We start from the raw sequence: 21430 nt of genomic DNA on the forward strand, positions 1-21430 counted from the left end.
GTCATTGCGAGGAGCGCCAGCGACGAAGCAATCCATGTCTCCACTGCGGCACGATGGATTGCTTCGCTTGCGCTCGCAATGACGGGTTTGCTTGAGGGCCGCGCGCCCTGCTAGCCGCCGCGCAACCCAAGCACGCGGCGGGCGATCGCCTGGCGATGGACCTCGCTCGGGCCTTCGTAGACCCGCATCAGGCGGGCCTTCTGCCACAGCGCGTTCAGCGGCAATTCCAGCGTCACGCCGAGCGCGCCGAGCGTCTGCATGGCGTGGTCGCAGGCGTCATAGGCCATCTCGGTCGCGAACACCTTGATCATCGAGGCCTCGTGGCGGATGTCCTCGCCGCGGTCGGTCTTGTCGGCGGCCTCGCGCACCATCAGCCGGCACGCATGCATGCGCGTGGAGATATCGGCGATCCACCACTGGATCGCCTGGCGCTCGGCGAGCTTGACGCCGAACGTCTCGCGCTGTTTGGCGTGCTCGCACATCATGTCGAGCGCACGCTTGGTGATGCCGACGCAGGTCGATCCCATCTCGAGCCGCCGCGTGCGCAGCCGCAGCTGCATCGGCGCGTAGCCCTTGCCGACCTCGCCCAGCACGGAGTCCTTCGGGATGCGGCAGTCCTCGAACACGATCTCATAGGTCGAGCCGCCGCCGACCATCGGAATCTCGCGCTCGATGATGAAGCCCGCCGTGCCCTTCTCGACGATGAAGGAGGTGATGCCGCCCTGGCGCTGATCGTTGCCGACCCGCGCCATCACGATGATGAAGTCGGCGGCGCGCGCATTGCTGATCCAGATCTTGCGGCCGTTGAGCACCCACTGTTCGCCTTCGAGCACCGCGCGCGTCTTCATGCCCGCGGGATCGCCGCCGGCTCCGGGCTCGGAGATCGCGATCGCCGAGGCCATCCGGCCTTCGATATAGGGCTGCAGATATTTCTTCTTCTGCGCGTCGGTACCGACCGCCTGCAGCATGCGCAGGTTCGGCGAGTCCGGCGGCAGCACGAACGGCACGCAACTGCGGCCGAGTTCTTCGTGCACCGCAGCCATCGTGCGCGTCGGCAGGTCGTGGCCACCGAGATCCTCGGGCGCATCGAGGCCCCAGAGGCCGAGCTCCTTCGAGACGTCGCGCAGCCGCTTGCGCTGTTCCGACGTGAGCTCGGGGTGATCGCTGCCGGGCAGCTTCGATTTCAGATAGTGCGGCTCGAGCGGGATCAGTTCGCGATCGACGAATCTCGCGACGGTCTCGCGGATCATAGCTGTCTGTTCATCGTCGCTCATCTGGGATTCCTCGCCCGCGCTGTTGTGCTTCAAAAAACCAGTAGCGCATTTTTTACCGGCGAGAATAGCGGAAACGCGCAGCCGTGCTCACGCTCGCGCGATGGTTTCACGGCGCGGAATTCAATATCCCGCGGCGTGGTCGGCGCGTACGCAAATGCGCCGGACACGCCCGTGCATCGCGCAACCGAGCGTGCCGCACGAGGTTGTTCCCCTGAACAAGCGAACGACGCGGCGCTAATCGGCAAAGCCGACGTAGCGGACAAAATCGTTGTTGGCCTCGCGGTCGGAGCGTACCGCATTGGCGGCAAAGCCGTCGTCGGGATAGCCCATTGCGACGCAGGTCATGATCACCTCGTCTTCCGGGATGTCGGCGACCTCGCGCACGATGTCGGAGCGCATGATGCCCTGGCCGTTGATCACGCTGCCAAGGCCGCGATCCCAGGCTGCGAGCACGATGCCGTAGCAGAGCGCGCCGAGATCGAAATGGCAGACCGCGCCCGGATCGAGGATCCGGTCGTAGGTCAGGACCAGCGACACCGGAGCATCGAACTGGCGGAAGCCGCGCAGCACCCAATCCTGCCGCATCGGCTTGTCATCGCGGGCGATCCCCATCGCCCCGAACAGCTTCTTGGCGATGTCGACCTGGCGGCCGCGATGCACGCCCTGGTACTCGCCGTGGCTGACGATGTCGCGCTTCACCTTGGCACCGGCGACCATCTCTTCCATGTTGCGGCGGCGCACTTCCTCCAGCGGCGCCCCGGTCAGGACGTGAACGTGCCAGGGCTGGGTGTTCATCGAGGACGGCGCGCGCTTGGCCACCTCGATGATCTCCTCGACGGTCGCCCGCGACACCGGCTGCTTCTTGAACCCGCGCACGCTTTTGCGTGACTGTACCAGCGTCTCGAATTCCATTCCGCGCTTCCCCGATTTTGTTCCGCGCTGCACGCGGAATTTCCTTGATCTGATCGGGTTATTTTATCGACAAAATCGGCCATGGGAACTTGATCGGGCCAAGAATCCCGTATCCAATCCGGCCACTGGTTTGGTTTAGGGAGAACCCAGATGAAGCGGATTTTCTTGGCGGCCGTGATCGCGACCTTTGCCGCCGGTTCGGCATTTGCACAGGACGCCTCCTGCGAGACGAAAGCCGTCGGCAAGGACGGCAAGCCGCTGGCCGGCGCGGCCAAGACCTCGTTCATGAAGAAGTGCACGACGGACGCCTGCGAGACCAAGGCAGTCGGCTCCGACGGCAAGAAGCTCGCCGGCGCGGCCAAGACCTCGTTCATGAAGAAGTGCCAGAGCGGCGCCTGAGCCTCTCGCCGACGCCTTTTCACCCCTCATCGGGACAGACTTCAATCGGGACAAACCATCGGGTCGCGCAGGGCGCGGCCCGAACGGCTATTGGCCAGTGGATCGCCCCTGATCGGCGGGCGCCCTCAGAACGATACGCCGACCCGCACACCCCTGCTCCAAACCCGCCGGCAACGCTTCCGGGTGTTGCCATGAAACATTTCGAAACGCTCCGGCAATTGGGTCGGCTTGGCAAATTCCAGGCAGGCCCCGCCGGCGGAATAGTCCACCAGCCGGCACTCGATCAGCGGCGCCTTCGGTTCAAGCTGGAGCTTGACCACACTGGACACGCATCCGCTCGGACGAACACGCGCAAATCTCCGGGGATGCATTGCCGTCGCCTCTGGTGAAATCGTACCCACAGGCTCGTCGGCGGCCGTTAAGATTCCGTTCAGATCGATGGTTACGAACCGTGTCCGCGGGACGGATCGGCGCGGGTGGCGCCCGGACGGCGCGAGGCGGCCAGTGTTTCGGATGGCGCTTCCCCGAACTGCGACCGATAGCTGCGCGAAAAATCGCTCAAGTGCCAAAATCCGTAGGCCAGCGCGCACATCTTGACGCTGGGCGCACCGGCCAGCAGTTGCTGGCGCACCAGCCAGAGCCGGCGCAACCGCAAATAGCGATGCAGGCTGACGCCCCGGTAGCGCTGGATGGCGTCATGCAGCGTGCGCACCGACACGCCGATCTGCCTGGCCAGTTCGCCGCTGTAGATCGGGTGCGCCACGTCGCCTGCCAGAATTGCGCGCGCGTCGTTGAAGACCTTGAACTGGCGCGTCGTGTTGGCCCGCGTCGTCCACTTGGCCGGCACGATCTCGGCGAAGGCGTTGTCGATCGCCGCAAGCAGCGTCTCCTTGATCGACTCGCCGCTAGCGAACGGGGCATCCTCGGTCGGCTGCGAGGTCACGAGCAGGATGTGCCTTACCACTTCACGCAGCCGATCCTGCGCGCGTTGAGAAATTTCGTGAATGCTGAAATGAAGACCCGGCTGCGGCCAGCCGCGGTCGACAATCTCCGGCGTAAACATCACCGAGGCATATTGGCGGGGCGTCTCCTCCACCGACGAGTAGAACGCGCCGCCGCCACCGAGCACGATGACCGCGCGATCGCGCTCGACGCCGTTGAAGCGGATCGGGACCCCGTCATCCATCGTGAAGCCGACCGCAGTGGTGTGCGGCGCAAGCTGTGCGTCGACGATCCGCGGAAAGGACTGCGTGTAGTTGAGCTCGCATCCCGGCAAACTCAGGATGACCTGCTCGGCCGAAATCTTCCGCGCAAGTGGCGTGAAATCAACATCCAGATTTCGGATCGAACTCCGGAATGCATCAACATCGTCAAAACGAAAGACTCTCGGCACCGGTAATGGCGCCGTCAAATGACCGCTCCCGTGAAATGCTCTTGAAAAATTGCGCGCGACGCGGCGCCTTGCGCGCCGGCCGCATCAATAAATTCCATGCACAAAATGCGAATCGTCCAATAGGTTCAATCAGGAAAAATGCGGTCCGTTCGTCGAACCGGACAATCCGCCAATGTAACGCGGCTGCCGAATTTCGATAGTCTTTAGCGGGATATCCACCGCCGCAATCGGCCCTCCCCATCAATTTCTATACCCCTATTAAAGATTCGAGGAGCAAATTGGCATCGGGAACGATGATGTTCCTCGTCGCGGACCATTTTAGAGACCGCAATGACAGTTATTGCCTCGCCCGATCTTATTGCCAAACTCGACTATGTCTTGAAAGCTGGCTCGCCCGACCTCCGCACGCGCATGCTGCAGGAGGTGGCCGGGTTGTTTCTCGAAGACGCTCACCGCCTCAGCGCGCACCACGTCGAGATGTTCGACGGCATCCTGGTCCGCCTGACCGAGAACGTCGAACTGCGGACCCTGACCACGCTCAGCCGCTCGTTTGCCGATTTGCGCTTGGTGCCGCGGGAACTCGCGCGCCGTCTGGCCAACCATGACGACGCCGATGTCGCCGCTCCGATCCTGCGCAAATGCGAATGCCTCCCCGATGCCGACCTGATCGACATCGCCTGGATGCGGGCCGAGGGACACCTCTGCGCGATCGCAGGACGCAAGGCCGTCAATGCGGAGCTCACGGACATTCTCCTGATGCGAGGCGACAGCAGCGTGCTTCGGGTCCTCGCGCGCAATCCCGGCGCTGAACTGACCGGCGCGGGCCTCGCCATGATGATCGATGCTGCCGAGCGCGACGACGACATCGCCGACGGATTGATCTCGCGCAAGGATCTACCTCGCCGCGTTCTTGCCGACCTCGTTATGCGGTCCACGCCGCGCCAGCAGGCCCGGCTGCTCAAGCTTGCGCGGCCCGATCTTCAGGACACGATCCGCGCTGCAATCGATGCCAGCGCAGCCCGCGCCTCCGCGACCCCACCAGCCACAATCGACGATGCGGAGGCGCGGGCCACGGTAACGACGAAGCGCTCCCGGGCAGGAAGCGCTCCCAGGCAGTGTGAGTGATGCAATGACGTATGGTGACCGCAGGGCGGAACGCGTCAGGCTCGAGACGCGCTATCCCGTCAATCTCATGGGTGTCGACGGCACGTGGCGGCGGAGTTGCATCCTGCTCGACGTCTCGCAGAGCGGGGCCCGGCTCGAGGTCGACGGATCGCTCGATGTGCTGAAGGCCCAGGAGTTCTTCCTGGTGCTGTCCTCGCGTGGACTGGCCTTCCGCCGCTGCGAGCTCGTTCGCGTCGACGGTGCCGAGATCGGCGTGAGGTTCATCGAAGAGAGACGGCGAACGGGACGCCCCGTCATTCCAAGGTGAGGATTGCAAAATGAGGATTGGCGCAACCGGCCCGAAGGGAAGTTGACGACATGACCGTACAGAGAGCGACCAACATCAGGGTATCGACCGCCTCCGCCGCACCGTTGCGCGGGACCATCGAGATCGACTGCGCCGGCAGCGTCGCGACGTTTGCGATCGACGAGGAAATGGCGCATCGCCTGTGCGTCGATCTGGAACGGTTTCTGACCCAGGTCCCGCGCCGGACCCGCGCAGCGCGGTGACCTTGAGCTGCCGACTGTCGCGCGCCTACTCCCGCTTGAAGCGATAGTCGAAGCGATCGCCATCTGCCTTGATCAGGCCGACCGTTGGGGCCGGAAAATGGATCGGCAGGATCAGCGTGTCGGTCTCGGCAACGGAGGCAAAGAATTTCCGCCGCGATATCGCCGACTGCTTCGGATCCCAATCGGGTTTGGCCGACCATTCCGGTTCGCGGCACTGGATTGCATGGTGCATCAGGTCTCCGGCGACCACCGCGCGCTGCCCCTTCGAGAAGATGTTGATGCAGCAATGGCAGGGCGAATGGCCCGGGGTCGGCGTCAGCGTCACGGTGTCGTCGAGCGCGTAGTCGTCGTCGACCAGGAGCGCCTGCCCGGCCTCGACGATCGGCAGGCAATTGTCGCGGAACACCGTACCGGGCGGATTGGCGCCCTTGGCGTTCTCGGCCTCCCAGGCCGCATACTCGCCCTTGTGGAAGACGTATTTCGCGTTCGGGAAGGTCGGCACCCAGCGCCCGTCGCGCAGCGTCGTATTCCAGCCGGTGTGGTCGATGTGCAGATGGGTGCAGAACACATAATCGATCTGCTCATAGGAGATGCCGAGCGCGAACAGCTCGTTGCGCCAGCGCTCCTTGCCCGGGAAGTCGAACGGCCTCGGGTGGCCCTTGTCCTCGCCGGTGCAGGTATCGACCAGGATGGTGTAACGCGGCGTCCGCACCACGAAGGTCTGATAGGTGATCATCATCATGCCGCGCGCGGCGTCGAAGACCTCCGGCTCCATCGTCTTCAGATGATGCTTGAACACATCGTCGTTGTAGGTCGGGAAGAAATCCTGCGGCCGCCGCCACGGTCCTTCGCGCTCGATCACCGCGTCGATCGTGATGTCGCCGATCCTGATCTGCTTCATGGTTGTTTCGCTCCCGGTTTTTTGTAAAGCGTAGCGGGCGGCACCTCGCCTCACAAGCCGAGCGCCGTGCAGCACGCCATGCGGCTTTGCATTGCTGGAGGGAAACAACCATGCCGCAATTCATCCGAAATCCTGCTCATGCTGCGGGAATGACCCATTGCGCGATTCCGATCGTCCTCCTGATGCTCACGACATTGCCGACAGCGGCGGCAGCCGCGCCCGACACCGTTTTCTTTCCGAGCGCCGACGGCAAGACCGAGATCGTCGGCTACCTGTTCAGGCCGCAAACGCCGGGCCCGTACCCTGCCATCGTGCTGCTGCACGGCCGCGGCGGCCCCTATTCGACCAACGTCAACAAGGACTGCACGCTGGTGTCGCGAACCAATCCGTCGGCGGCCTGCAATGCCGGCAGCCTGTCCAAGCGCCACGCGATGTGGCGACAGTATTGGGCCGACCACGGCTATTTCGCGCTGCTGCCGGACAGTTTTGGTCCGCGCGGCAAGGCGCACGGCTTCGGCCGCTACACGCATGACGATCCTGATCGCAGCGACGTCAATGAAAAGACCGTGCGGCCGCTCGACGCCGAGGGCGCGCTGAGCTGGCTGCGCAGCCAGAAGGAGATCAGCAGCAACCGCATCTTCCTGCAGGGATGGTCGAATGGCGGCAGCACCGCGCTGAACGTGATGCAGCGGCAAGGCGCGACGACGTCGGGGTATCGCGCCGCGCTCGTGTTCTATCCGGGCTGCGGGCCGGCCGCGCTGCTGGCGCAGACGCTCGGGTCGGCAGCACCGATCACGATGTTGCTCGGCACGGACGACGAGGAAGTATCGCCCGACCGCTGCCGGGACGTCGCCAGCCGCTCCGTTGCTGCCGGCAGCAAGATCGATGTCGTGGTTTATCCGGGTGCCACCCACGATTTCGACGATCCCGGCCGTCGCCGCCAGTCGAATCCCGCCAACAGCGCGGCGCTCCAGGACGCGATGGTGCGGGCGATTGCCGCAGTGGACGGCTTGAAGGATTAGGCCGCCGCAAATCGACCAGAAAGCACCCCTACCCGGGCCGGCGATCCAGCAAGGAACCGAGTCGCTTGGGCAGGAAACTGAAATACGCGGCAGCGGCGATCGTTGCCGTCGCCGCCGCAATCTACCTCAACAACACGAGCCTTCTCGCAACGCATGCCGGCGGCAAGCCGGTGCTGCTCGCCCATCGCGGCATGGCGCAGCGTTTCGACGAGCGCGACCTCAAGAACGACACCTGCACCGCGGCGCGCATGCTGCCGCCGACCCATGACTATCTCGAGAACACGATCCGCTCGATGCGGGCGAGCTTCGAGCGCGGCGCCGATATCGTCGAGCTCGACGTCCATCCGACGACCGACGGCGAGTTCGCGGTGTTTCACGACTGGACCGTCGATTGCCGCACCGATGGCCAGGGCGTCACCCGCGAACAGCCGATGGCGCGGCTGAAGATGCTCGATATCGGCTATGGCTACACGGCCGATGACGGCAAGACCTTCCCGTTCCGCGGCAAGGGCATCGGCCTGATGCCGTCGCTGGACGAGGTGCTTAAGACCTTTCCGGATCGCCGGCTCCTGATCAACGTCAAGAGCCGCGATCCCTCCGAAGGCGAGAAGCTCGCAACGGTCTTGAACCGGCTCGCCGCCGAACGGCGCAAGCTGATCATGGTTTATGGCGGCGACGAGCCGATCGAGACGATCCGGCGGCTTGCGCCGGAGACCCGAACCATTTCGCGCGCGACGCTCAAGAGATGCCTCGTCCGCTATATCGGCTATGGCTGGACCGGCATCGTGCCTGATGCCTGCCGCAACGCCATCGTGCTGGTGCCGATCAACTACGCGCCCTGGCTATGGGGATGGCCGGACCGCTTCCTCAACCGCATGGCCGCGGCCAACAGCGCGGTCTTCGTGCTCGGGCCTTATCAGGGCGGCGAATTCTCGACCGGGGTCGACGATGCCGACCTGTTCCGGCGCCTGCCCGAAAGCTATTCCGGCGGGATCTGGACCAACGAAATCGAGACCATCGCCCGCCTCGCCGGGCGTTAGATCCGGCCTCCTCCTGTCATCTCTCCGTCATAGAAATTGTGCGACTGAAGCGGCTCGTCGCATCGAGGACAACGCTATGAACGCACCGAGCCTGACCCGCCCCAAGATCGCCGAAACCGTCATCGAGCCGACGGTCAAGCTGCGCGAGGTCAGGGTCGGACGTTGCTGTGAGGTTCTCGGCGACACCGCGATCGAATACACCGAGCTTGGCGACTACTCCTATCTCGGCAGCGGCTGCATCGTCGCCGACGCCGTGATCGGCCGCTTCTGCGCGATCGCGGCGCAGGTCCGGATCGGCGCGCCCAATCATCCGCTCGAGCGCCCCTCCCAGCATCGCTTCACCTATTGTCCGGAATATTACACCGCCTCAGCCGAGCGCGATCATGACTTCTTCAGGAACCGACGCGCGGATCGCGTCGTGATCGGTAACGACGTCTGGATCGGCCACGGCGTGATCGTGCTGCCCGGCGTCACTGTCGGAGACGGCGCGGTGCTGGCGGCCGGCGCCGTGGTCTCGCGCGATGTCGCGCCCTACACCATCGTCGGCGGCGTGCCGGCCCGGCCGATCAAGGAGCGGTTCAACCGCAAGATCGCCGCCGAGCTGTCGCAGATCGCCTGGTGGAACTGGCCGGCTGAAACCCTCTGGGAGCGCCTGCCGGAATTCCAGTCCGGCGACGTCGAGGCGTTTTGCGCGCGATGGCGGACTTGAGCTAGCTCCGCAGTCCCGGCGCTTCCTGGCCGGTACGCGCGACATACTCAGTGTAGCCGCCGCCATATTGGTGGATGCCGTCAGGGGTCAGCTCCAGCACGCGGTTGGAAAGCGCGGCGAGGAAGTGCCGGTCGTGCGAGACGAACAGCATCGTGCCTTCGAACTCGGAGAGCGCTGATATCAGCATTTCCTTCGTGGCGAGATCGAGATGGTTGGTCGGCTCGTCGAGCACCAGGAAGTTCGGCGGATCGAACAGCATCTTGGCCATCACCAGCCGCGCCTTCTCGCCACCCGAGAGTACCCGGCACTTCTTCTCGACGTCGTCGCCGGAGAAGCCGAAGCAGCCGGCCAGCGCGCGAAGGCTGCCCTGGCCGGCCTGCGGAAACGCGTCCTCCAGCGACTGGAACACGGTGCGCTCGCCATCGAGCAGGTCCATCGCATGCTGGGCGAAATAGCCCATCTTGACGCTGCCGCCGACCGCGACCGCGCCGTCGTCGGGCTCGGTTGAACCGGCGACCAGCTTCAGGAGCGTCGACTTGCCGGCACCGTTGATGCCCATCACGCACCAGCGCTCCTTGCGACGGATCATGAAGTCGAGGCCGTCATAGATGCGCTTGCTGCCATAGGCCTTGTGGACGTTCTTCAGGCTGACGACATCCTCGCCCGAGCGCGGCGCCGGGTGGAACTCGAACGCCACGGTCTGCCGTCGCCGCGGCGGCTCGACCCGCTCGATCTTGTCGAGCTTCTTCACCCGGCTCTGCACCTGGGCTGCGTGCGAGGCGCGCGCCTTGAAGCGCTCGATGAACTTGATCTCCTTGGCGAGCATCGCCTGCTGCCGCTCGAACTGCGCCTGCTGCTGCTTGTCGGAGAGCGCGCGCTGCTGTTCGTAGAACTCGTAATTGCCGGAATAGGTGGTGAGCTGGCCGGCGTCGATCTCGACCACCTTGTTGATGATCCGGTTGATGAACTCGCGGTCATGCGAGGTCATCAGCAGCGCGCCCTCATAACCCTTCAGGAACTGCTCGAGCCAGATCAGGCTTTCGAGATCGAGATGGTTGCTCGGCTCGTCGAGCAGCATGACGTCCGGACGCATCAGAAGAATACGCGCAAGCGCGACGCGCATCTTCCAGCCGCCGGATAGTTTGCCGACGTCGCCGTCCATCATCTCCTGGCTGAAGCCGAGACCCGCCAGCGCCTCGCGCGCGCGGCCGTCGAGCGCGTAGCCGTCGAGCTCCTCGAACTGATGTTGCACCTCGCCATAGCGCGCGATGATGTCATCCATCTCGTCGGCCTTGTCGGGGTCGGCCATTGCGGCCTCGAGTTCCCTGAGCTCGGCCGCGACCACGCTGACGGGCCCAGCCCCATCCATCACCTCTGCGACCGCGCTGCGGCCGGACATCTCGCCGACATCCTGGCTGAAATAGCCGATCGAAATGCCGCGATCGAGCGAGACCTGGCCCTCGTCCGGGATTTCCCGGCCCGAGATCATCCGGAACAGCGTGGTCTTGCCGGCGCCGTTCGGCCCGACGAGGCCGATCTTCTCGCCCTTCTGGAGCGCCGCGGAGGCTTCGATGAAGAGGATCTGGTGGCCGACTTGCTTGGAGACGTTATCGAGGCGGATCATGCTCTAATACTGGGGAACTGAGGGTTTGCGGCCTCTTATTCGATCTGGGCCGTGGGTGGAAGCCCATTCCGCAGGTTCGTGCCGCGTTTCGTGCATGCCACGATCGTTGCCAATCGAATATGACATGAAGCGGTTCGACGATCGGTTTTGGGGCATCTTATGCAAGTCTGGTTTCTCTATCTGCTCGCGCTCGGCGCCGGCATCTGCGTCGCCGTTCAGCAGGTCCTGAACGGCAATCTCAGGTCCGCCCTCAACTCGCCGGCCTGGGCCGGGCTCGTCAGCTATCTCGGCGGGCTCGTGACGATGGCGGTCGTGCTGGTCGCGACGCGCGAGCCGGTGCCGTCCTGGAAGCTGGTGACGGCGGTGCCGTGGTGGGCCTGGAGCGGCGGCGTCCTCGGCGGCATCTTTATCCTGTTGATGATCCTGCTGCTGCCGCCACTCGGCGCCGCGACCCTGCTGGCACTGGTGGTTGCGGGTCAAATGCTCGCGGGCATCGCGATGGACCATTTTGGCCTGTTCGGGCTGGCGCAGCACCCGGTGTCGGTTTCACGGCTGGCCGGCATCGCGCTGATCATCGGCGGCGTGCTTCTGATCAAGGATTGACGGGCTCTCGTCAGGCGCGGCGCATCAGGCGCAATTCGGCGGACAGGCGAAGGCTGCGCTTGCCGGCCAGCGCGATGCCTTCGAGCTCGGCACCGTCCGCACGGCACGAACCGGCAAAACCGATGCCGACTTCATAACCGCCGAACACCGGGTACTCGCCCTTCGCCGGCGTATGCTCCTGGTTGACGATCTCGCCTCGCCAGCGGCCATCGGCCGACGAATACGAACCGAGATAGTAGAAGAACGCATCGCCGCCGAGGATGCGGCCGTCCATCAGCAGCATGACCCCGGTGAGCCCGGCATCGACCCCGTCGAGCGCGCGCAGATGGATCGAGTACAGTCCGTTGACGATGCCGCCGGGACCGACCGCCCCGCGCGGCGGCAAGGCCTCGTCGTCGAGCGGCGCCAAATTCGCCCAGAACACGCCGTCCGGCATGGCGTCAGCCTTGCCCTCGAGCAGGATGGTGGACCCCTCGCTCCTGCCGCGCACCTTGATGACGGTGACGTCGGCGCCCATCAGCGGCTTGAAGTTCGGATCGTCATTGTGGCGCTCGGTGATCACCTCGGCGGCGATCTCGCCTTCCGTCACCTGATAGGTGCCGAGATGGGCAAACGCCGAATTGCCGCCCAGCATCTTGCCGTCATGCATGCACATGATGCTGCGGCCGAATGCGCCGTTGATGCCGTACTCGACCTTGTAAAGTCCGTTGAGCACGCAAAAATCCAAAAAATAAAATTGATTCTATTCGCCCCATAGCACCAGGCCGAGCGCCGCACCATTGCGTCTTTTGGCGCAGGCACGCCCGCAATGTCCGGGTGTGGACAGCAGCCGATTCGTCGCTTAGCTGTAGGCACCGCCCGCGTCGTGCTGCGTCACGCGGGATCCGGTCTGCCGGTTCTCTGATCTCCCAGTTCACTGTGTCCAAGCATTTGCGCATTCCGCCAATGGTCGCGCGGCCGCTCCGGCCTCGACACAGGCGAGGCTTCGAGGAGCATCACATGATCAATCGCTTTGGCCTGGCCGCCGCGCTGGCGCTGCTGCTCGGCAGCGGCGGCACAGCCCTGGCCCAGTCGCTGCCCGACTATATGGGGCCGATCTCCGGTAAGACCTCATCAACTCCGGCCGACGTCGCGACCAAGGACGTGCTCGCGCTCAACACCGGCATGTTCGAGCTCTATGGCGATGCGGCGCGGATCTTCCAGAAGAACATCCTCGACAAACACCCCGTGATCCTCGGCCTGTTCTCCGGCGCCGGCGGCCGCCTGATCCTGTACCGGCCAGGCAAGCCGCCGACCGAGGCGCCGCAGGTGCCGATCGTCTATCAGCTGCTCAAATCGGTCGGCCACAGCACGATGGCGCTGGCCGAAGTGGTCGGCCCCTATGTCAACAATCCCGACGACAAGGCATGGCGCGGGTCGATGCAGGCCTATCGCAGCCGGATGCAGTCGGCGCTCGACGGGCTCGATGCCACGCCCATGCAGGCGGACTGGCGCGACAACAACCGTGCCATCCTCAAGAACAACATCGCCTTCATGGATGAATGCCTCACCGCCGGCGCGATCCCCTTCGCGACGCTCGAGGCGTTCGGCAAGAAGCAGGCGCCGCTGCTCGCCAGGAACGTCGCCTGGGCCGCGCAGACCCAGGTCGCGCACTGGATGACGGTCATGGCCGACTGGAAATCCCAGCTCGGCGCCGACTGGGACAAGACCTACGGCGCGAGCAACACGATCTATGTGGCGCGGCAGAACAACGTGATCTTCAGCGTGCTGGCGCAGTTCTTCGGGCCTGACGCCATCAACAGCCGCCTGATGCTGATCGAGACGATCTCCTTCACCACGACGCCGTCGGACATGCTGGAATCGCTGACCCGGATCATCGCGGACCGCTCGGTCGGCGCGCTGTTCTTCGGCAGCTATCACCTGATGGACTATGAGCTGATGGGGGGCGACGCGCGCGAGGCGATCATCGCCGAGACCAGGAAGCGCGGCATGACCGCCTTCCTGCCGCCGCTGGTGCCGTTCGGTTCCAAGCAGTGGCCGACGCTGATCACGCCGGGTCCGGGACCGGCCACCATCGCCGACCTGAAGTGAGCCCAAAGCTACAAGTGAGGCAGCTACGACCTATTGCGGCGTTGCGGTTGCACTCGCTTTGCCGCAATACTTTCGCGTGTATTGCACCAATTATTAAACCCCGGCGCGATATGCCGTCGTCGAGGTGTCGATGAAAGATCAGACCATGCGGCCTTCGCGACGCGATTTCGTGAAGTGGTTGTCGGCAGGCGGCATCTCGGTCAGCCTGTCGCATCTGGCGCTGGCGAAGGAACCGGCTTTCGCGACCCGCGAGACGCTGCCCGGCCGCGGCCATTTCAACCCGGCGGAAAAGGGCGCCGGCCGTGTCGACGGCGTCGCCAAGGTCACCGGCGCAAAACTCTACGCGTCCGACTTCCGCGCCGCCGACATGCCGGGCTGGCCCGCGACCACCGCGCACGCCATCCTGGTCCGCGCCGATGACGCGACGCATGTCTATGCCGGCATGGACCTCGCCCGTCTCGATGGTCCGGCAAAGCCGTCGGTTATCGTAACCGCTGCCGATCTCGACCGGATCGGCACGCGGGTCCCGGAGTTCTACACCGGCGACCTGTTCTGCCCGGTCGGCAAGACGCCGCTCTATCTCGGACAACCGGTCGCGCTGTTGATCTTCGAGCAGTTCGACGCCTTCGACCGGGCGCGCCTCGCGCTGCGCGACGGCGGCTTCGTCAAATTCGGCGACGAGACCGGGCCGGTCATCCTGCCGAACTACGGCGCGTATCGCTTCACGCGCGTGGCTGGCGCCTCGCCTGACGCGCCCGACGTCTATTCGCCGATCCAAGCCGGTTGGGTTTCGCCGAGCCGCATCCAGAACGCGGCGCTGCCGGTCTGGCTGCCGCTCGCCAAGGAGACCAAGGCCGACTACGCCAAGGCCGCAGCCCATGGCGAAGCGATCCGCGCCCAACTCGCCAAGGACGATCCGACACAGCTCGTGCTCGACCGCGAGTTCGAGACCCAGTCGGTCGATCCGATGTTCCTGGAACCGGAGAGCGGGCTCGCCTGGTACAGCGACAACAGCGGCAATCTCGAACTGGTGCTCGGCGTGCAGTCGCCCTATGAGGCGACCGAGTCGATCGCCTTCATGCTCGGCAAGGCTCGTCCGCCGTTCCGGCCCTCGCACATCAACGCGCAGTTCGCCCATGTCGGCGGCGGCTTCGGCGGCCGCGACCATACCCCGTTCGTGCTTTACGTGGCGCTGGCGGCGATGTTCTTCCCGGGCCGGCCGGTGCGGCTGGCGCAGGACCGCTACCAGCAATTCCAGGGCGGCATCAAACGCCACCCGATCAAGATGCGCTCGCGGATCGGCATCGATCGCGCCAGCGGCAGGATCACGGCATTTGCCGCCGATCATGTGCTCGACGGCGGCGGGCTGGCCAACTTCTCGGCCAATGTCGCTGTCGTTGCCGCGACCGCCGCGATCGGCATCTACGACATCCCGAAAGTCGACGTCACCACCGTGGCGCTGCATTCGCGCGGCGTCACCGCAGGCTCGATGCGCGGCTACGGCACGCTGCAGACCATGACCGCGCTCGAAGTCCTGGTTGACGAGGCGGCGAGCGAGCTCAAGGTCGATCCGATCGCGTTCCGGCGCAACAATGCGCTGAAGCAGAACGGCCGGACCATGACCGGCAATCCCTACATCGTGTCGGTGCGCACATCAGACATCCTCGACAAGCTCGAGAAGCATCCGATCTGGCGGCAGCGCGCTGACTTCAAGCAGAAGGCGCCGGAGGGGCGGCTGGTCGGCACCGGCGTCGCCTGCGTCACCAAGGATTACGGCTCGGGCGCGGATTGCTCGCTCGGCCGGGTCGAGATCGACCCCGAGGGACGGATCGCGATCCACTGCGACCACGTCGAGATGGGCAACGGCGTCGGCACCGCGCTCGCCAACCGGGTGGCGAGCCATCTCGGCGCCGTCGCCGACGAGGTCGCGGTCTCCCGGGTCGACAGCTACGACGCGCTCGGGCTCGTCACCTCGGGCGATCCCTACACGATGGATCAGAAGACCCAGGATCTCGCCGAGAAGAACCCGCGCTGGGTGCCAGCGATCAGTTCGGCAACCAGCGCGTCGATCGGCGCCCATGTCGGCACGCACTCGTCGGCCGAGGCGGCCCGCGTCATCTTCCGCTTCGGCCTGTGGCCGGCGGCGCTCGAGCTCTGGCACATCGCCAAGGCCGATCCCCGCACCCGCCAATGGGACAAGGCGCACTGGAAGGATGGCCAGCTGGTGCTCGACGATCTCGCGCCGCTACCCTTGCCAAAGCTTGCCGCGACCGCGCATGCGCGCGGCTTCGTCACCGGCGCCATCGCGCACAGCTTCTCGCGCTGGGCCTGGTCGCGCGCCCGCTTCCCGCTGTTCGGCGAGCAGTACCGCGCCGAGATCGACGCGCTCGCTATTCGTCGCGGCCGGAGCCAGTTCGAGCGGATCGACCGAACAAGCGTGAAATTTCCACCGACCGACAACAACCGGATCGGCACCGCCTACACCTCGATGTGCGGCACGCTGGTCCGCGTCGAGATCGAGCGCGCGACCGGCAGCTTGCGCATCGCCAATGCCTACAGCGTGTTCGAATGCGGCCAGGCGCTGGTGCCTGAAGTGGTGCTCGGCCAGTCGCATGGCGGGTTCGCGATGGGCGTCGGCTACGCCCTGCTGGAAACCCTGCCGCCGTTCGAGGGCGGGCCCGGCAACGGGCAGTGGAATCTCGGCCAGTACCTGATCGCGCGCGGCTCCGACCTGCCGCTGCACGATCTCGAGATCGAGATGCTGCCGCCGCTGACGCCGGACGAGCCGCCGAAGGGCATGGCCGAGGTGGTGATGATCCCGATCGTGCCGGCGCTGCTCAACGCCATCAACGATGCCACCGGCCACCGCTTCCGCTCACTGCCGGTGACAACAAGCCTGCTCAAGGGAGCGCTGGCGTGACGATGCTCAACCTCACCATCAACGGCCAGAAGCACGGTCCGATCGAGGTCCGCGACGACCTCTCGATGAACGATTTCCTTCGGGAAATGCTCGGGATGACCGGCACCAAGTTCGGCTGCGGCGCCGCGCAATGCCTGAGCTGTGCCGTTATCATCGATAATCCCGACGGCACGAGCTACACCACCCCGACCTGCGTGGTGCCGGCGGCCAATTTCGACGGCAAGGCGATCCGCACCGTCGAGGGCCACGCCAGGGACGGCGAACTCTCGGCGTTGCAGCGCGCCTTCATCGACCACTTCGCGTTCCAGTGCGGCTATTGCACCGCCGGTTTCCTCAACGAAGGCCAGGTGCTGCTCGAACGGCTGGCGAAGACGCCGGTGGCGCGGGACCAGCTCGAGAGCGTCATTGCGGATGCGCTCGACGGCCATCTGTGCCGCTGCACCGGCTACATCAAGTATCATCAGGCGGTGCGCGACGTGATCCTCGCCGATTCCAAACGCTATCTGACCGCCAGCAAGTGAGCGCGCGAGCAATGCCATCGCAAACGCGGTTTCGGATCGTTGCGGTGCTGACGGCGCTCGCGACCAGCCTGTGCGCAGGCTACGCGGCGTCGGAAAGCGCGAGCCACGCCCTCGCCTCGCCGGAAAGCTTTGCCGGCATCGAGAATGTCGAGCAGCGCTCGGCGGCGATCTTCACCGAGCTCGGCAAGGTGTTGACGCATCCGCGCTGCACCAATTGCCATCCCGCCGGCGACAGCCCGCGGCAGGGCGACATCAGCCGCATGCATCAGCCGCCGGTGACGCGCGGTGCGGACGGCCACGGCAAGGACGCCATGCGCTGCTCGATCTGTCACCAGCACGCCAATTTCGACCCCGGTCGGGTGCCGGGACACCCGGAATGGCACCTTGCGCCGCGCGAGATGGCATGGGCCGGCAAGACCGTCGGCGAGATTTGCGCGCAGGTCCGCGACCCGGCGCGCAATGGCGGCCGCAAGGTCGAGGAGCTGATCGAGCATATCGGCAAGGACACGCTGGTGGGCTGGGCCTGGCATCCCGGCTTCGGCCGCGCACCGGCACCGGGCACGCAGGCGCAGGCCGGCGCGCTGGTCGAGGCCTGGGTGAAGACCGGCGCGGCCTGCCCAGTGCCTTAAGTCGCGCAACTCCGAACTAGTGGCGCTTGAAATACTGCACGTCGCGCTCGTGCTTCTCCGCCGCCGCGCGCGACTTGAAGGTGCCGAGATTGCGGCGCTTGCCGGTCTTCGGATTGACCTTGCGGGAATAGAGCCGGTACTCGCCGGAACTTAGTTTGCGGATCATCGCAACGCCTCGCCAATGCCTTTCGCATGTCAACGACATGCCGCGGAGAGCGTTCCAGTTCGGTTAGAAGCAGAGATTGGTCACGGCATTGCCGCGCTTGTCCTTGATGACATAGGGACAGCGGGCCCGCTCCAGCGCCTTCTTGGCATCCTCGTCGCCGAGCGCCGCCGCCCGCTCGTAATAAGCTTTCGCGGCATCGCTGTCCTTCGGCCCGCCGCGACCGGCCTGCGCGAAGGCGCCCATCCGCTCCAGCGCGCCCGGATGGTTCTGCGCAGCGGCCTTCTCGAACAGCGCCCGCGCGCCGACATCGTCCTGCGCGCCGCCCTGGCCTTCGGCCAGCATCATGCCGAGCTGGTACTGCGCTTCGGCATTGGTCTCGGCGGATTTGGCGAGCAATTCGCGCGCGCGTGCCGGATCAGCTGCCGCGCCGCCGCCGCCGAGCGCGGCGAGATTGCTGACTCCGCGCGCGTTGCCGGCCTGCGCCGCGCGCTCGAACAATTTGCGGGCCTGCGCCTCGTCTTTGGCAACGCCGGTGCCGTTGCCGTAGAGTACGCCGAGCTCGACCATCGCCGAGGTCGAACCCTTGTCGGCGGCCTTGCGCCAAGCGCTTGCGGCTTCCGCCGTCTGCCGGTTGGCGGCATAGGCCCGGCCGAGCTGGTACATCGCGCGGCGCGACGATCTTGCGGCCACCGCGCAGTACTTGATCGCGGTCGCGATGTCAGCCGACGCGATGTCGGGCACACCCTTCACGTCGGCCGGCTTGTCGGGATCGGTGGGATCGGCGGCGAGCCGGTCGCACAGCACGAGATCGGCGGATTGCGCGTGGGCGAGCACCGGCGCGGCCAGCGCAGCGACGACGACAATAGCTTGGAGAGGTCTGAACATGGGCGGCAGGTTGCGTCGCTGTGCGGGCAAATTCAAGGCTCAAGCCCGGTCTCGCGCAGCACCGGCGCCACATCGGCTGACGACAAATAGCGCAGCAGACGATCAGCCGCTTCCATGCGCTCCGACGTCGTCATACGGCCCGCGGAGAACACCGCCGGCGTCTGCAAACCCAGCGGAATTGGCCCGACCACCTCGATGCCATCGATCTGCTTCAACTCGCTGATCTGCTGGATCGCCAGGTCGGCTTCGCCAGTGACGAGCTTTTCCGCGGTGAAGCCCATCGGAATGATCACCGCCCGCGCGTTGATCGCCTCCACAATGCCGAGACGCTCGATCAGCTGCGCGAACAGGATGCCGCTGGCGCCGAGCCGCGAATAGGCCACCGCCCGCGCACCGAGCAGCGCCGCACGCAGCGCGGCTTCAGTCGCGATGTCGGGATGAGCCGCCCCCGCCTTCACCGCGACGCCGACATAGGAGCGCGCGAGATCAACGGCACTTTCCCGCGCAAAGCGGCCCTCGCCGATCATCTCGTCGAGGCCCTGGCGGGTCAGGATCACGAGATCGGAGCCCTCGCCGCCGCGCAGGCGTTCGAGTAGTGCCAGCGTCGGGGCGAAATCGGCATCGATCGCAACGCTGCTTGCCACCTGATAGGCCTCGGCAAGCCGCGCGACCGCGCCCTTCAGCGCCAGTGTCGAAAGAACGCGAACCGAATTGCCCATATGGCCTATGCCCGCCGCATCAGCTTGAGCGCGGCCGTGAGGCGCAGACTGCGCTTGCCGGCAAGCGCGGTCGCCTCCAGCACGGCGCCCTCGGCGTCGCAGGTCCCGGCAAAGCCGATGCCGACCTCATGGCCGCCAAAGATCGGGTTCTCGCCCACCGCCGAAGTGTGCTCCTGATTGAGGATCTGGCCCTTCCAGCGGCCTTTCTCGGAAGTGTAGGTGCCGAGATAGTAGAAGAAGGCGTCGCCGCCAAGGATGCGGCCGCTGTTCAGCAGCATCACGCCGGTGAGGCCGCCGTCGACCCCGTCGAGCACGCGGATGTGGATCGAATAGAGCCCGTTGATGACGCCGCCCTCGCCGACCCCGCCGGCGAGCGGGATGTCCCCCTCGGTGATCGGCGTCATCACCGACTGGAACGGCACGCCGGGCAACTCCTTCAGCTCGCCCTGGAAGCGGTAGAGCTCGCCGTCCGGCCGGCCCTTGGCGATCAGCGTCGCATCATCGGTGCCGGCCATCGCGCGGTAGTTCGGATCGGGGTTGTGGCGAACGGTCTGGATTTCGACCGCGACCTCGTCGCCGTCTTTCTCGTAGGTGCCGATATGGGCGAACGCCGAATTGCCGCCCAGCATCTTGCCATCGCCGACATACATCACGCCGCGGCCGACGGCGCCGCCGAGTTCGAACCGGACCTTGTAAAACCCCTCAAACAAGCGCCGCATCCCCGGCAGCCAAGATGCACCCGTTATCTAGCGCGCTTCATAACGCGGCGAAACCGCTTTCGGTGGAGAGCCGCCTGCAAACGCTGTCGTTAAAATGCAAAGGTCCGCCAAGGCAATCGCCCCAGCGGACCCTATTGCGGTACCGGATGGCTCCATCCGGGTCCGATAGCAGCTTAGGCCGCAGCCTTGGCGCCGGTCGGAACCTCGGAGATCGTCTTCAGGATCTGCGAAGCGATCTGGTAGGGGTCGCCTTGCGAGTTCGGGCGACGGTCTTCCAGATAGCCCTTGTAGCCGTTGTTGACGAAGGAGTGCGGAACGCGGATCGAGGCACCACGGTCAGCCACGCCGTAGCTGAACTTGTTCCAGGGCGCGGTCTCGTGCTTGCCGGTCAGGCGCTTGTCGTTGTCCGGGCCGTAGACGGCGATGTGATCCATCAGGTTCTTGTCGAAGGCCTTCATCAGGCTCTCGAAGTACTCCTTGCCGCCGACTTCGCGCATGTACTTGGTCGAGAAGTTGGCGTGCATGCCCGAGCCGTTCCAGTCGGTGTCGCCGAGCGGCTTGCAATGGAATTCGATATCGATGCCGTAGCTCTCGGTGAGGCGCAGCATCAGGTAGCGGGCCATCCACATCTGGTCAGCGGCGGTCTTGGAGCCCTTGCCGAAGATCTGGAATTCCCACTGGCCCTTCGCCACTTCGGCGTTGATGCCTTCGTGGTTGATGCCGGCGGCGAGGCAGAGATTGAGATGCTCTTCGACGATCTTGCGGGCGACGCTGCCGACGTTCTTGTAGCCGACGCCGGTGTAGTACGGGCCCTGCGGCGCCGGATAACCCTCTTCCGGAAAGCCGAGCGGACGGCCGTCCTTGTAGAAGAAGTATTCCTGCTCGAAGCCGAACCAGGCGCCTTCGTCATCCAGAACGGTGGCGCGCTTGTTCGAGACATGCGGCGTCTTGCCGTCGGGCATCATGACTTCGCACATCACCAGCACGCCGTTCTCGCGCGCGGCGTCGGGATAGCAGGCGACCGGCTTCAGCACGCAGTCAGAGCTGTGGCCTTCAGCCTGCTGGGTGGACGAACCGTCAAAGCCCCACAGCGGAAGCTGTTCGAGGGTCGGGAACGACGCGAATTCCTTGATCTGCGTCTTACCGCGCAGGCTCGGCGTCGGCGTATATCCGTCGAGCCAGATATACTCGAGCTTGTACTTGGTCATTGAACCTCTCTGTTGATGATG

General features: G+C 65.2%; 24 protein-coding genes. 12 read left to right on the forward strand and 12 right to left on the reverse strand.

All coding sequences use genetic code 11. From position 1 onward, the window contains the following. Positions 1-110: 110 nt before the first annotated feature. The gene (locus tag Q2M23_RS13025) at positions 111-1274 is read right to left on the reverse strand and encodes an acyl-CoA dehydrogenase family protein (protein WP_016843936.1); all 1164 of its coding nucleotides are present in this window, start codon (positions 1272-1274) and stop codon (positions 111-113) included. Between the two features lie 234 nt (positions 1275-1508). After that, positions 1509-2186, reverse strand: coding sequence for a nitroreductase (locus Q2M23_RS13030; protein WP_092086314.1), 678 nt, complete (start codon positions 2184-2186; stop codon positions 1509-1511). Between the two features lie 150 nt (positions 2187-2336). Between Q2M23_RS13030 and Q2M23_RS13035 the strand changes: the two genes are divergently transcribed. Next, positions 2337-2585 (forward strand): hypothetical protein, encoded by a 249-nt coding sequence (locus Q2M23_RS13035; protein ID WP_021079659.1) that lies wholly within the window; start codon positions 2337-2339, stop codon positions 2583-2585. Positions 2586-2710: 125 nt separating this feature from the next. Here the strand turns inward: Q2M23_RS13035 and Q2M23_RS13040 are convergent, their stop codons facing one another. Together Q2M23_RS13040 and Q2M23_RS13045 are read right to left on the reverse strand one after the other, a co-directional pair. Then, positions 2711-2956 (reverse strand): hypothetical protein, encoded by a 246-nt coding sequence (locus Q2M23_RS13040; protein WP_076832093.1) that lies wholly within the window; start codon positions 2954-2956, stop codon positions 2711-2713. Between the two features lie 71 nt (positions 2957-3027). Then, the gene (locus Q2M23_RS13045) at positions 3028-3996 is read right to left on the reverse strand and encodes an AraC family transcriptional regulator (protein WP_316395812.1); all 969 of its coding nucleotides are present in this window, start codon (positions 3994-3996) and stop codon (positions 3028-3030) included. A 393-nt stretch (positions 3997-4389) separates the two neighbouring features. Between Q2M23_RS13045 and Q2M23_RS13050 the strand changes: the two genes are divergently transcribed. From Q2M23_RS13050 to Q2M23_RS13060, 3 genes are read left to right on the forward strand one after another with little or no spacing between them, the layout of a single operon-like run. Next, complete coding sequence (locus tag Q2M23_RS13050; protein WP_316395813.1) at positions 4390-5103, forward strand: DUF2336 domain-containing protein; 714 nt, start codon at positions 4390-4392, stop codon at positions 5101-5103. A gap of 4 nt (positions 5104-5107) precedes the next feature. Continuing rightward, complete coding sequence (locus Q2M23_RS13055; protein WP_316395814.1) at positions 5108-5410, forward strand: PilZ domain-containing protein; 303 nt, start codon at positions 5108-5110, stop codon at positions 5408-5410. 50 nt (positions 5411-5460) lie between these two features. Continuing rightward, positions 5461-5652, forward strand: coding sequence for a hypothetical protein (locus Q2M23_RS13060; protein WP_316395815.1), 192 nt, complete (start codon positions 5461-5463; stop codon positions 5650-5652). A gap of 25 nt (positions 5653-5677) precedes the next feature. Here the strand turns inward: Q2M23_RS13060 and Q2M23_RS13065 are convergent, their stop codons facing one another. Beyond that, positions 5678-6553 carry an MBL fold metallo-hydrolase gene (locus Q2M23_RS13065; RefSeq protein WP_316395816.1) on the reverse strand — a complete coding sequence of 292 codons (876 nt, stop codon included), beginning with the start codon at positions 6551-6553 and terminating at the stop codon, positions 5678-5680. 110 nt (positions 6554-6663) lie between these two features. Here Q2M23_RS13065 and Q2M23_RS13070 point away from each other — a divergent pair, with 110 nt between their 5' ends. From Q2M23_RS13070 to Q2M23_RS13080, 3 genes are all read left to right on the forward strand, one after another. Continuing rightward, positions 6664-7575 carry a dienelactone hydrolase family protein gene (locus Q2M23_RS13070; protein ID WP_316395817.1) on the forward strand — a complete coding sequence of 304 codons (912 nt, stop codon included), beginning with the start codon at positions 6664-6666 and terminating at the stop codon, positions 7573-7575. Between the two features lie 65 nt (positions 7576-7640). Next, a complete protein-coding gene (locus tag Q2M23_RS13075) occupies positions 7641-8615 on the forward strand; it encodes a glycerophosphodiester phosphodiesterase family protein (RefSeq protein ID WP_168857004.1) in 975 nt (324 codons plus the stop codon). A 76-nt stretch (positions 8616-8691) separates the two neighbouring features. Beyond that, positions 8692-9324, forward strand: a complete 633-nt coding sequence (locus Q2M23_RS13080; RefSeq protein WP_253608874.1) for a DapH/DapD/GlmU-related protein — start codon at positions 8692-8694, stop codon at positions 9322-9324. Position 9325: 1 nt separating this feature from the next. Here the strand turns inward: Q2M23_RS13080 and Q2M23_RS13085 are convergent, their stop codons facing one another. Beyond that, entirely contained in the window at positions 9326-10948 is a 1623-nt protein-coding gene (locus tag Q2M23_RS13085) for an ABC-F family ATP-binding cassette domain-containing protein (RefSeq protein ID WP_316395818.1), read from the reverse strand. 159 nt (positions 10949-11107) lie between these two features. On the opposite strand from Q2M23_RS13085, the gene Q2M23_RS13090 reads away from it, so the two are divergent. Beyond that, on the forward strand, positions 11108-11551 hold the full coding sequence (locus Q2M23_RS13090; protein WP_016843015.1) for a DMT family transporter: 444 nt from the start codon (positions 11108-11110) through the stop codon (positions 11549-11551). 10 nt (positions 11552-11561) lie between these two features. Here the strand turns inward: Q2M23_RS13090 and Q2M23_RS13095 are convergent, their stop codons facing one another. Beyond that, positions 11562-12266 carry a GrlR family regulatory protein gene (locus Q2M23_RS13095; RefSeq protein ID WP_092086343.1) on the reverse strand — a complete coding sequence of 235 codons (705 nt, stop codon included), beginning with the start codon at positions 12264-12266 and terminating at the stop codon, positions 11562-11564. Between the two features lie 284 nt (positions 12267-12550). Between Q2M23_RS13095 and Q2M23_RS13100 the strand changes: the two genes are divergently transcribed. The 4 genes from Q2M23_RS13100 to Q2M23_RS13115 all read left to right on the forward strand — a co-directional run bounded on the left by Q2M23_RS13100 (position 12551) and on the right by Q2M23_RS13115 (position 17712). Beyond that, positions 12551-13642: a hypothetical protein gene (locus tag Q2M23_RS13100; protein ID WP_316395819.1), complete on the forward strand. Its 1092-nt coding sequence runs from the start codon at positions 12551-12553 to the stop codon at positions 13640-13642. 145 nt (positions 13643-13787) lie between these two features. After that, positions 13788-16562, forward strand: a complete 2775-nt coding sequence (locus Q2M23_RS13105) for a xanthine dehydrogenase family protein molybdopterin-binding subunit (RefSeq protein ID WP_316395845.1) — start codon at positions 13788-13790, stop codon at positions 16560-16562. Continuing rightward, positions 16559-17083, forward strand: a complete 525-nt coding sequence (locus tag Q2M23_RS13110) for a (2Fe-2S)-binding protein (protein WP_316395820.1) — start codon at positions 16559-16561, stop codon at positions 17081-17083. Before Q2M23_RS13105 ends, Q2M23_RS13110 begins: the two co-directional genes overlap by 4 nt. Positions 17084-17094: 11 nt before the next feature. Then, positions 17095-17712, forward strand: coding sequence for an Isoquinoline 1-oxidoreductase subunit (locus Q2M23_RS13115; RefSeq protein WP_316395821.1), 618 nt, complete (start codon positions 17095-17097; stop codon positions 17710-17712). Positions 17713-17728: 16 nt separating this feature from the next. Here Q2M23_RS13115 and Q2M23_RS13120 read toward each other — a convergent pair whose 3' ends face one another. The 5 genes from Q2M23_RS13120 to Q2M23_RS13140 form a co-directional block, all read right to left on the reverse strand. Then, positions 17729-17878: a hypothetical protein gene (locus Q2M23_RS13120; RefSeq protein WP_092086355.1), complete on the reverse strand. Its 150-nt coding sequence runs from the start codon at positions 17876-17878 to the stop codon at positions 17729-17731. Between the two features lie 63 nt (positions 17879-17941). Continuing rightward, positions 17942-18763, reverse strand: a complete 822-nt coding sequence (locus Q2M23_RS13125) for a tetratricopeptide repeat protein (RefSeq protein WP_141340479.1) — start codon at positions 18761-18763, stop codon at positions 17942-17944. A gap of 32 nt (positions 18764-18795) precedes the next feature. After that, on the reverse strand, positions 18796-19482 hold the full coding sequence (locus Q2M23_RS13130; RefSeq protein ID WP_316395823.1) for a substrate-binding domain-containing protein: 687 nt from the start codon (positions 19480-19482) through the stop codon (positions 18796-18798). A 5-nt stretch (positions 19483-19487) separates the two neighbouring features. Then, on the reverse strand, positions 19488-20192 hold the full coding sequence (locus tag Q2M23_RS13135; RefSeq protein WP_316395824.1) for a GrlR family regulatory protein: 705 nt from the start codon (positions 20190-20192) through the stop codon (positions 19488-19490). 182 nt (positions 20193-20374) lie between these two features. Beyond that, complete coding sequence (locus Q2M23_RS13140; RefSeq protein WP_024581543.1) at positions 20375-21409, reverse strand: glutamine synthetase beta-grasp domain-containing protein; 1035 nt, start codon at positions 21407-21409, stop codon at positions 20375-20377. Positions 21410-21430: the final 21 nt, after the last annotated feature.

The organism is Bradyrhizobium sp. 33ap4, from assembly GCF_032654765.1.
In the GTDB taxonomy this organism is placed as follows: domain Bacteria; phylum Pseudomonadota; class Alphaproteobacteria; order Rhizobiales; family Xanthobacteraceae; genus Bradyrhizobium; species Bradyrhizobium australafricanum.